This is a genomic window from Bacteroides luhongzhouii, assembly GCF_009193295.2.
GTDB lineage: Bacteria > Bacteroidota > Bacteroidia > Bacteroidales > Bacteroidaceae > Bacteroides > Bacteroides luhongzhouii.
This window is the reverse complement of the sequence record NZ_CP059973.1, coordinates 193,547-206,017: the sequence shown is the minus strand read 5'-3', so window position 1 is coordinate 206,017 and position 12,471 is coordinate 193,547. Positions and strand designations below refer to the sequence as shown.

At 36.4% G+C, this 12,471-nt stretch carries 6 protein-coding genes; 3 read left to right on the top strand and 3 right to left on the bottom strand.

Annotation, left to right across the window (positions count from 1 at the left end; translation table 11 throughout):
- Positions 1-95: 95 nt before the first annotated feature.
- The 3 genes from GD631_RS00715 to GD631_RS00705 form a co-directional block, all read right to left on the bottom strand.
- A complete protein-coding gene (locus GD631_RS00715; RefSeq protein ID WP_223225937.1) occupies positions 96-626 on the bottom strand; it encodes a sulfatase-like hydrolase/transferase in 531 nt (176 codons plus the stop codon).
- 181 nt (positions 627-807) lie between these two features.
- Positions 808-2,331, bottom strand: coding sequence for a RagB/SusD family nutrient uptake outer membrane protein (locus GD631_RS00710; RefSeq protein WP_143257649.1), 1,524 nt, complete (start codon positions 2,329-2,331; stop codon positions 808-810).
- A 23-nt stretch (positions 2,332-2,354) separates the two neighbouring features.
- Complete coding sequence (locus GD631_RS00705; protein ID WP_143257650.1) at positions 2,355-5,492, bottom strand: SusC/RagA family TonB-linked outer membrane protein; 3,138 nt, start codon at positions 5,490-5,492, stop codon at positions 2,355-2,357.
- A gap of 450 nt (positions 5,493-5,942) precedes the next feature.
- Here GD631_RS00705 and GD631_RS00700 point away from each other — a divergent pair, with 450 nt between their 5' ends.
- The 3 genes from GD631_RS00700 (at position 5,943) to GD631_RS00690 (ending at position 12,391) form a co-directional block, all read left to right on the top strand.
- Complete coding sequence (locus GD631_RS00700) at positions 5,943-7,133, top strand: site-specific integrase (protein ID WP_143257651.1); 1,191 nt, start codon at positions 5,943-5,945, stop codon at positions 7,131-7,133.
- Between the two features lie 812 nt (positions 7,134-7,945).
- Positions 7,946-10,897 (top strand): SusC/RagA family TonB-linked outer membrane protein, encoded by a 2,952-nt coding sequence (locus GD631_RS00695; RefSeq protein ID WP_009041213.1) that lies wholly within the window; start codon positions 7,946-7,948, stop codon positions 10,895-10,897.
- A 21-nt stretch (positions 10,898-10,918) separates the two neighbouring features.
- Entirely contained in the window at positions 10,919-12,391 is a 1,473-nt protein-coding gene (locus GD631_RS00690; RefSeq protein WP_143257653.1) for a SusD/RagB family nutrient-binding outer membrane lipoprotein, read from the top strand.
- Positions 12,392-12,471: the final 80 nt, after the last annotated feature.

Genomic DNA, 12,471 nt, shown 5'->3' with positions numbered 1-12,471 from the left:
AGGGCTAAAGAGTCCTAAATTTAAATTTATCCCTGCTGTAAAAAATGAACTGCCCTCCAAAAGTTAGATGCAAAAACTTTTAGAGGGCAGTTCTGTCATACTACACAGTTGTCAAAGTGTTCACCGAAAATGTATTCATGCAATTCTGTATCCGTATCGGTCAATATCGGTAGCATACTTGCACCTTCCAAAGGAATGATTTCATTTCCTCCATGATAAGTCTTCGGGTAGCTGGTTTTCGCTGCATCGATGAAAGTTGCCATGATGTCAGGCAGGAAAGCTCTGTTGTACCTTATCTCACCATTGTATTTCGCATACTTGTCAGGCCAGGAAATAATCAACGGAGTAGAAGTTCCACCTTCGTATGCTCTTACTTTATACTTACGGTACGGTGTATTACTAACCTGTGCCCATGGCAGACCGTAGGACGGATTCACCCATTCTTTCGGGTTATTAATCATATCGATAGTTCCGAAACCTTTCTCACGATGAGGTTCGGCACATGCACCGTTATCCGACAAGAAAATAAGTAAAGTGTTGTTTAACTCTCCTTTTTCTTCCAGATAACTGATTAAGCGTCCTACATTATAATCCATGCAATGAACTTGAGCTGCATATACTGACATTCATTGGTTGGTAGAATGAATAAAAGGTTCTTGGGGCTGTTTTGATAGAAAAAAGAGACTAAATTTTCAAGGCTTGCCCTTAAAGAATTTAGTCTCTTTTTTACCTTTATAAATCTGTATTATATCCTAGAATTAGGATGTATCGCATCTACTCTTTTTGTTTTATTAAAAAGTAAATTATTTATGGATTCTGGTCAGTGGCAATATTTAAGCTTTCATTACCGTCGAACTCTGTCATTGGAATCATCATTGTCATTTCCCAGTCTTCCGGATCAATATAACGCCTGTAGTCCAATAGACGTGCTCCTTCTCCCCATAATTCGATACGACGTTGAAGTAAAATTTCATCAAGTAAAGTTGTTGATGTTATATTTTCTTCTGTCAATGTGATGTCATTGCTTTCTTGCAGGCCATCTACTTTGTTTTCATATTCGGAAGGATCTTCATATTTATAGCTAATTACTTCTTTAAGCAGAGATTTAGCTTTAGAAAAATGCCCGGTTCCCTGTCTGCATTCAGCTTCGGCTGCAATCAAATACATTTCTGCCATTCTCATGTAAATATAATCGCTATTCCATGTCCCTATAGATTTTACTCTGAATTTTAGTTGGTTATAGCTAACTTCTTCTGGAGTCAGACTTGTATTCTCGTCTTCTTCGTCAGGTGTCATTCCAGTAGGTGCAGTAAACCACTTTTTACGGGTGTCGTTGTCATCTATAGCATCATACAACACTGATGAGGTTATTTTGCGGCATGTCGCTGCGTGACCTCCTGCGGCTGCATCCATGTGATTGAAGAATGAATACCAACCGGTAGCTTGAGATTCAAAAATTTCTGACCCCCACATCCATTCTTTATTGGTAATGCTGTTAAAGCCATTTAATAAATCATCATTTCCCATAAGTCCTAGTCCGTCCTTCTTCATTGCTTCTTGTGCAGCTGATGAAGCGGCAGCCCAATCTTCTTGAATAAGAGCTACACGAGCTTTTATTCCGTAAGCTACATATTTATCAATATGTGATTTGTGACTTTGAGTTAATCCGGCTTCTTCAAACAACTGAATTGCGTCTTTCAAATCGTCGTTTATTCTTTTATACACTTGCTCTACAGTGCCACGACCATTGCCTTTAGTCTCAATACTTGTTGGCTCTGTATAGATAGGGACTCCTGGTGATGATTCATGCCCTTTATAAGTTAATTGGTATAAAGAAACTAAATTAAAATATGCATAAGCTCGTAAGGATAATGCCTGTGCTTTTAAATTCTTCTGTTTTTTAACTTCTGAGGTTTCTATCTGGTCAAGACTGGCTATCATCACATTTGCATTATTTACAAACTGATAGAACATGTTCCACCATACATAAGGACGGTCTGATTTGTTGTTGATTTCCGTGCGTGTCCATCTTAAGAAATCGTAAGCAAACCAATAATTACCGAATTCACGGAGTTGCATATCATCACCTACCATTAGCTCTCCTGCGAGAGCAACAGAAGAAGGTCCGAAATTTTCGGTTGGATATCCTTCCGACCAGTCTGTTTTGTAGAAACTACGGTATACACCATTTAAAATAGCTTCCACACCTCCAATATCACTTAGTAGTTGTTCTTGGGGGAGTTTATCTGTGGGTTCTGTGTCGAGGTTGCATGAGGTAAATCCCATTGCTAATATTCCTGCGCACAAAAATTTATATATATGTTTTTTCATTTTCAGCTAATTTTTATTCGTGATTAAAATTTCAAATCGAATCCAAAAGTAATGTTACGTACTGGAGTGTAAGTATAGTCTTGTGAACCGGTGAAGTTATACTGCGGATCCATTCCCTTCAATGCGGATACCAAGAATAAATTGTCTCCTGTTGCGAAAATACGGATATTGCTTATACCTGCTTTTTGCAACCATTTCTTCGGTAAGTTATAGCCTAATGTTATGTTTTTGAGTGATAAATAAGATGCATCTATAAGGAAACGATCGCTTATCTGATCATTAGCAAGTAATACCATTCGAGGTACGTCGGTGATATCCCCTGGTGCTTTCCAGGCATTGAGCATATCTTTATGGAAATTTTGTCCGACATTACGAGTACTCATTAGATTAGCATATTTGCTATCGTAGACTTTTCCACCAACGGAGAACGTAAACAAGAATGAAAGATCGAAATTCTTGTAAGTGAAATTATTGTTCCAACTGCCATAAAAATCAGGAATACGGCTTCCGCATAATTGACGATCTGTTGAATTCGCTTTATTATAATTACTGTCTTTTACCCAATTTCCCTGATCATCTTTTATCCAATATAGCATACTGCCGGTTTCGGGATCAACTCCGGCTGATTTGGCCATATAGAAAGAACGGATTGGTTCACCTACTTTCAGAATAGTTGCGCCTAACACAATTTGTTCTGTACCTGATGTTAATTCGGTTATTTTATTCTTAAATGAACTGAGCATAATACCCATTGTCCATGAAAAGTCTCTTTTATTAAATATATCTCCGGAGATACTAAGGTCAATACCTTTGTTTTCCATCGCTCCTACATTGTCATAATAACCGTTTACTCCTGTAGACGTGGCCTTCGGTTTCATTAAAAGCAAATCTGATGTCTTTTTTATATAATATTCCAAAGAAACGCGTAAACGTGAGTCTAATAATGTACCTTCTATGCCAATATTCAAGTTTTTATTTTTTTCCCATTTCAATGATTTATTTTCAAGAGAATAGAGCAACGCACCGGACATGCTGGCATTTGCATAGTCCATATCATACAAGCTTTGCCAGCCATAATAAGTTTCATATCCGTCTTTGTCTATAATTGCGTCATTTCCTTGTACACCATAGCTTGCTTTTAACGTTAAACTATTTAACCATGATTTAGCCCCGGACATAAATGCTTCTTCTGAAATGCGCCAAGCACCGCCTAATGACCAGAATGATCCCCATCTGTTATCTTTATGAAAACGTGAAGAACCATCTGTACGGTAGCTTCCTGATAAATAGTAACGGTCGGAGAATGAGTAATTTATACGTCCGAATACTGACTCTATTTTATATATATCTTTATATGAGGTACCACCTATGATTTGAGCACCGTTGGCCAGTTCCTGTAAGCCATTGAATGGAAAACCTTGTCGTTCAGCACTCAATAATAGGTTTTCATAGGAATAAAATTCATGTCCTACCAAAACGTCAAGCGAGTGCTTGTCGAATGTTTTGTTATAATTTAATAGTTGATTAAACGTATAACTAAGCATTCTCGTCGCGGATCTGTAGGAGTCACCACCCACACCGGCAGCATCTCCCTCATCCGGATTATAATAATTTAATGTATTTCGGTTACGGTAATCAATACCTATATTACTAGTTAAGGTGAAATCTTTAAAGAAACCCAGTTCATCGTAATCCTTGCCTGACAATGTAACATAAGCTCTTGAGCTTAAGTTATCAGATTTACGCTCGCGTTTGTCTTGATAAAGGGCGGCAATCCAGTTCATGTTACTGAATGAAGGACGATTTACACCATAATCATATTCTTTTTCTCCATCAACAAGCAGATTGCTGCCATCCGCATTTTTCTTATATACAGGATAAATGGGAGCAATCATTTCTGAAGAATACCAGATATTATAAAAAGCAGATCCGCCATCTTCATAAGTGTAATCTTGTGTTGTGGTTGAGAAAGAAGCGGAGAGCCCGGATTTCAACCATTTCTTTATTTGTGAATCAATATTCATTCTACCGGAGAAACGTTCGAATCCTGTATTTACAGCTAATCCGTCTTCATTCAAATAGCCCAAAGAGAAGTTATAATTTGTATTGCTATTACCTCCTGATACTGAAAATTGATACTCTTGTCTCAAAGGGCTGTCTTTGGTTGCTTCATCCATCCAATCGTCTTGATAAAGCAATTGAGCATTTGAATTAAGCCTTCCTGTTGCCGGGTCGATCAGCTGGTCATTTGATACATTAAATGGATTATATCCTCCTAATGTAGGAATCAAGTCTCCTGCTGCTATTTCTCTAGCATCACTATCGGTTTCTCCGTCATCTAAAAGGTAGTTCTTATATCCTTCGAAAGTAGCTTCCATAAATTCTTTAGCGTTGACTGTGTTGTAACGCGGGAATGCTCTGGAAGTAACTCCCCATGATGCTTTTAGATTTACAGACGGCTTGCCTTCTTTTCCTTTTTTGGTAGTAATCATGATAACTCCATTTGCGCCACGTGCACCATAGAGAGCAGCGGATGAGGCATCTTTTAGTACAGACATCGATTCTATGTCTGCAGGGTTGATGGAACTTAAATCACCATCAAAAGGAATACCATCAAGAACGTACAACGGGTTATTACTTGCATTTATCGAACCGAATCCGCGGATGACAACTTTTGACGCCTCACCGGGCTGTCCGCCTCCGGAAGTCATTTGGATACCGGGAGCTGTACCTTCTAGTGCTTTGCTTAAGTTGGCCACAGTACGTTTTTCTATTTGATCAGATTTTACCATGTCGGCAGAACCGGTAAAGGATTGCTTTTTAGCTGTACCATAAGCTACTACCATAACTTCTTCAAGCTGTTGTGCATCGGCTTTTAGTATTACTTTCAATTTGGGTTTGATAGCTACTTCTTGAGTTTGCATTCCAATATATGAAATTTGCAAAGTCTTTGCAGAACTTGGTACATTCGACAAATTAAAATTACCATCTACATCTGTGATTGTACCTTGAGTGGTACCTTTTACCAACACAGAAGCGCCAACAACCGGCTGCCCGTCTTCCTCAGAAATCACAACGCCTGTGATTTTTTGAGTTTGGGCAGTTACCAGACCTATGCCCACAAAAAGGCATGCCAATAACAGCATCAATTTTCTTTTCATAAATTCTCTCTTAAAGTTTAACTTTACATTATTTGTATCTTTACTCTAACAATTTGCAAATATATTAATAAATCTGAAACTAACAATTATATTAATAAAAAAAGGTTGCAAATATAACATTTTGTTATTTTATATACTGTATTTGTGCCGATAAGCATATTTTTTCTTATTAAAAGCGTTGATCGATAAAATGAATAGTAACACTTTGTATGAGCAAAATGTATCCTTTAATATTTCTTTTGCTCGTTTTTAGTCATAAAACACTTTTAAAAGCTATTCTTTTTGCTTTTTTCGTAGAAGAACGAATAAAAAAGTGGCATTTAATTTAAAGTTTTGTGAATACTATGTTATTTGAAGATTTATTTTTTTAGAGATATTAATGCTTATTCGCCTCTAATATAGCACAGAATTACATCTAATTTGTTCTATTATTAATTAAAAAATGAAAGTATGGAAAAGATCAGTTACAACCTTGTGTTTAACAGAAAAAAGAGATTGAATAAAAAAGGAATGGCGTTAGTACAAGTAGAGGCCTACTTGAACAGGAAAAAAATGTATTTCTCCACCAAAATATATCTCAAACCCGATCAGTGGGATACCAAACGAAAGATGGTGAAGAATCATCCTAACGCCAATGTTTTGAATCGTATGTTGTATGAAAATATAGCTGCTATTGAGCATACAGAACTTGGATTATGGCAACAAGGAAAGCCTATATCGCTAGATTTATTAAAGAATTCGATTGATAAACCTCTGAGTAACGGGAAGTCATTCTTAACTTTCTTCAAAGAAGAAGTAGCTAATTCTCTTTTGAAAGAGAGTACCAGACAAAATCATCTTTCCACCCTTGAATTACTTCAGGGATTTAAGAAAGAGATATTATTCACCGATTTGACATTTGAATTTGTGTCCGAATTTGATAATCACCTGCAGTCTAAAGGCTATCACCTTAATACTATTGCCAAGCACATGAAGCATCTAAAACGATATATTAACGTTGCTATAAATAAGGAATATATGGATATACAAAAGTATGCTTTTAGAAAGTATAAAATTAAAAGTATAGAGGGAAGTCATACGCACCTAGCTCCGGAAGAATTATATCGCTTTGAAAATTTACAGCTAAAAGGAAGATATACGAGGCTACAAAAAACAAAAGATGCTTTTTTATTTTGTTGCTACGCAGGGTTACGATATTCTGATTTCACCAGTCTGACCTCCGCAAATATTGTTGAATTCCATCAGGAAACCTGGATTATATACAAGTCTGTTAAAACTGGTATTGAGGTACGTCTTCCTTTATATTTATTATTTGAAGGCAAAGGAATCGAGATATTGCAACGCTATAAAGATGATCTTGACAGCTTCTTTAAATTGAAAGACAATTCGAATATCAACAAAGAATTGAATTTATTAGCAGGCTTGGCGAAAATTGATAAACGTGTGTCATTCCACACCGCCCGCCATACAAATGCCACCTTATTATTATATAGTGGTGCCAATATTACTACGGTACAAAAGCTATTAGGACACAAAAGTGTGAAGACTACACAGGTATATGCAAATATAATGGATATAACAGTGGTACGTGATCTTGAGAAAACGGCCTCATCAAAAAATAATAATAGGTACAAAAGCTAGATGAAAGTGTTCTGTTTTTAAGATTTAGTTTTAGAAATGGAGGGTCTAATTTTCTCTAATAGAAAGAAAAGTGTATAATTAAATGAAAGAATATGCAATATCAGTTTCAAAAACGCATATACATGACCTAAATACACATCGTTATTACGAATATTATCACTCGTCCCATTTAAAGGAATAAAGTGTTCCTTTAAAAGGAACGGGTCATTGGTCGTAGAGAAGCCCCTGCTTTCTTTAAAAGGAAAGGATTAAAAGCTAATTTATAACCCTGATAGCCTCTAATAGCTATTAGAATCCGGCATTTTGGGTTCTTTCATTTTAGCGTCAAATAAATGATAAATACTTCTTTTTACATAATTAGATGTAATTACACAATCTCTTTGATACAAAAAGAGCATATAACCATCCAATATGAATATTCATCAATCATATCCTCTGCGATTTTGGAGAATATTTGAATCCACCCCTGCATATTTTAAAATATACAGTAATAAAATATGCATTTTTTCATCTGGAGTTTTTCTTTTTCTTAGATTATCATTTGCTAATGAATATATTATTATAGTCAATAATTATTGGATATAATTTAGAACAAGAAACCCATCTTCAACAGTTAAGATGGAAATAAGTTTTAGCTTATATCACATAAGATAAGAATTTAAATAATTAATTAATAGATGGTTATGTCCTATTTTTGATAGAAATCTGGTATCATAAATCTGCAAATTAATACGTTTGGTAGGTGTTTAACATATTGATAATCTGCATAATAACGACAACGAAAGATTTATTGCCGAAGGAAAGCAAACATCGTGTATATTATTAGTAATCAAGATATTATAGTTGTATTTAGTTCTGCAAAGACTTTGCAAATTTCATACATTGGAATGCAAACTCAAGAAGTGGTTATAAAACCGAATCTGAAAGTTGTGTTAAAATCTGATTCTCAGAAACTTGATGAGGTTGTGGTGACTGCGATGGGGATTAAACGTTCTGAAAAGTCTTTGGGATATTCAGTGACAAGTGTTAAAGGTGATGAAATAACCAAGGCACGTGAAAGTAATGTTTTAAACTCCTTGTCAGGTAAGATCGCAGGTGTACAGATTGGACAGTCGTCAGGTACTGCAGGGGGAAGTTCTAGTATTCAGATTCGTGGTGCTTCTTCTATTGGTAGCGTGTCGTCTCCACTTTTTATTGTTGATGGTTTGCCTATTGACAATGGGGCGTTCAATCCGGACAGAACTAATGGCATTGTTGATGTTGGAAACCGTGCAGGAGATATTAGCTCGGATGATATCGAGTCTATTAATGTTTTAAAAGGGGCTGCGGCAACTGCATTGTATGGTGCGCGTGCGAAAGATGGTGCTATCGTAATAACCACCAAAAAAGGTAGTCGCAATTCGCAGGTATCTGTTACAGTTAATTCTTCCACACGTTTTGAGAATGTTTTGAAACTGCCAGATTTTCAAAATGATTACGCACAAGGAAGTTATGGCAAATATAATGTAAAAATGTTGAATGGTTGGGGGCCTAAGATATCTTCTGTGCAAGATCAGACATTTGCAGATTTTAAAGGAGAACAGGTTACTTTGCAAGCATATCCTGACAATGTAAAAGATTTCTATGAGACAGGTATGAGTTATATAAATAATGTCGCAATTGCTGGTGGTACAGAGCGTTCTGATTTTAGAATCAGTGTCTCTACTACTAATCAGACAGGGGTGGTGCCCGGATCCGATTATAATAAATATGCTTTTGCCGTTAATGGTGGTATGAATTTCACCAAGAACTTCACAGGGCGAGTTTCAGCACAGTACATCCGCTCTGATTCGGAAGGACGGCCTGCTCAGGGATCTAATGATAATAACTTGCTCATTCCTTTGATAAACGGAATGCCGCGTACGGTAAATATCAACGATGTGAAAAACAATTGGATTGACGAATACGGTAAGCAAATATCACTGGATCCGGAAGGAAAGAGTAACAATCCGTATTGGATAATCAACAAGAATAAATTTACTAATCAGTTGGATCGTCTTATCGGCAATATTGTTTTGACTTATAAACCGATAGAAGGACTGACAATCTCGAATAATGCAGGAACTGACTTTTATACAGAAACCAGACGTAAAGTATATTCGAAAGGGACAATTGGTAATCTTGAAGGACAGTTCCAGACATGGGATCTCTATAAGCGTATTTTGAATAATGATTTGATGATATCGTATGAGAAAACATTTGCGGAAGATTATGGAGTAAAAGTAATGTTGGGACACAATATATATCAGGAAGACTGGAGAAATAATAATGTGTTGGCGCAAAATCTGGTTGTAGATGAATTGTATGCATATACTAATGCTAAGACAACGAGTCCGGTAAATTATACCTCTAAGAAACGGCTGGTTGGTCTTTATGGAGATATAAGCTTCAGTTATAAGAACATGGTATTCTTGGATGTGACAGGAAGAAATGACTGGTCATCTACATTACCTGTAAATAATCGTTCTTATTTTTATCCGTCAATTAGTGGTAGTTTTATTTTTACAGAATTGATGAAGAATAAGGATGTTTTGAGTTATGGAAAATTGCGTATGAGTTATGCTAATGTCGGTAGTGATGAACAACCATATCAGTTGGCGTTTCAATATACTCCGGTTAATTCTTATTTTTTGCAGTATAATTTAACGAATGTTTTCCCCCATAATGGATTAGTCGGATTTACAGGTCCTCGTGTATTGCCGAATGAGAATCTTAAACCACAAAATCAGGCATCGTTTGAGGTAGGTACTGATTTACGCTTTTTTCAAAATCGTATTCGTTTAGACTTGACTTATTATAAAAGTGTAACTAAAAATCAAATCGTAAGCATTGATGTTCCTTTGTCCACGGGGTATTTTGCCAATAATATTAATGCGGGAAAAGTATCTAATAAAGGGATTGAAGTAGCATTAGGAGTTACCCCTGTACAGACTAAGGATTTTAAATGGGACTTGGAGGCTACTTTTGCAAAAAACACCCAGAAAGTTGATGAGCTGGCAGAAGGGTTGGATGAGTACTCGTTGACTAGTGGATTGAGTGGATTGCAGATAAAAGCGGAAGTTGGTGGTTCGTTTGGTCTGTATGGTACAGGGTGGAAACGTGATGATTCGGGCAATTATGTTATTAACGAAAAGACAGGACTCCGTGAAATTGTAAACAATGTGCGTTTGGGAGATGTTTACCCGGACTTTACAATGGGTATTAATAATACGTTCTCTTACAAAGGTTTCACATTGAGTTTTCTGATAGATATTCGTCAAGGTGGTTCTCTTTACTCTGAAACAGTGGGTACTTTACGCACTACCGGACTTGCTGCTGAAACTGCTGCCCATCGGGAAGATGCGTCGTTTATTGAACCGGGAGTCATCTTACAATCTGATGGAACTTACAGAGCTAATGATGTGCCGGTTAAAAGTATGCAAGATTATTGGGGGCATGTGGCAAAATCAAGTAATAATGAGGGTAATATTTTCGATGCTTCATATGTTAAATTACGTGAGTTGAACTTTTCTTATAGTTTTCCTAGAAAATGGTTCAGAAGTTTCTTTGTCAAATCTCTTGATTTAGGCTTTGAGGCTCGTAATCTTTGGATTATAAAAGATCATGTGCCTCACATTGATCCGGAAGCTAACTTTTTTGGACCTGCACAGATCGGTGGGGGAGTTGAGTTCAATAGTATTCCAACAACAAGAAGTTTCGGATTTAATATTAGATTGACATTATAATAATTATCAAAGAGAAATAATATGAAAAATAAAAGATCAATATATACTATAGCAATCATATTTACATGTGCTATTTTGAGCTCATGTAGTGATTGGTTGGATGTTAATCATAATCCAAATTCTGCGGAAAAGGTGGATCCCGGATATTTATTCAATTATGCAGTAGTGAATTGGGCTGGTAGTCGTACCGGAGGAGATGCTTACATTCCTCTTTCTCAAAGTATCCAGTGTCAGGCAGACGGCGGCGATGATTATGGGGGCTGGGCGGAAGGTTATTATGTCATAGATCCATATAGCCTTGGTAATACATGGAAGCATTACTATTCTGTTGGAGGTAATAATTTGCAGTTAGCTATCAAAAATGCTCAAGAAGCTACTCCTGTCAATCATAATGGAATTGCTCAATGTAAAATTATTCTAGCTCAACATATTTATGAGGCAACAATGATATGGGGAGATATTCCATTTACAGAGGCTTGGATAGAAGGAGTTAAGTATCCAAAATTTGATTCTCAGGAAGTAGTTTTGAATGGTGTAGTAAGCTTGTTGGATGAAGCGTTGAATGAGATCAACTTGGATGATCCTTTGGCCATTACTGATTACGATATTTTTTATAAAGGTGATATGCAAAAGTGGATTCGGTTGGCCAAATCTTTAAAATTCAGAACTTTAATGACAATGGTGGATAAAGATCCGACGAAAGCAGAACAGATTGGAAAGTTGATAAGTGATGGTGGTATGATTAGTTCGGCTGATGATAATCTGCAGTTCCCATATTTACAGACTGCCGGTAATGAAAATCCTAAATATAAAATATTGGAGAAGTATACAAATGGCATCAATATTATGTTTTTTGCAAATAATAATGTATTGAAGCCTATGCAGGAACGTAATGATTCTCGTATTTCCAGATATTTTGAACCGGGAGCTGACGGGCTGTATCGAGGCTTGGATACTCGGCAGGCAGCAGAAGAAACTGATGATGAAAATGCGGATTTATTATCTTCCGTTATAAGTAAGTATCTTTTTAGAAAAGAGGCACCTGAATTAATTTATTCTTATCAGGAACAGTTGTTTTTTGAAGCGGAAGCGTATGTACGTGGGTTGGGAGTAACTTCTAATTTGGTGAAAGCTAATGAATTATATAAAAAAGCTATTCAAACAGCTTGTGATTATTATGAAGCAGATCCGGTAAAGACAACTGAATTTATTGACGCTTTGGATGATTTAAACACATTGGAACCTGATAGAGCTTTATATGAGATTCATATTCAGCAATGGATTGATTTGATGGACAGACCGTTGGAAGAATTTGTACAGTGGAGAAGATCAGGATCCAATGGTAATGAGGTACCTGTACTTACTGTGCCGACAGAAGCTACTTCTCGGGAACTTATTCGTAGATGGGAATATAGTCCTGAGGAAATGACAGCTAATCCTAATGCACCCAAAGAATCTCCTAAAATTTGGGAAAAGATGTGGTTTGATTTATAGATTCTAAGGTGATAAATGATGCGAAAAAGAGGGCAATAAAACATTGTCCTCTTTTTTTTTGTTATATTTGCGCTCACATT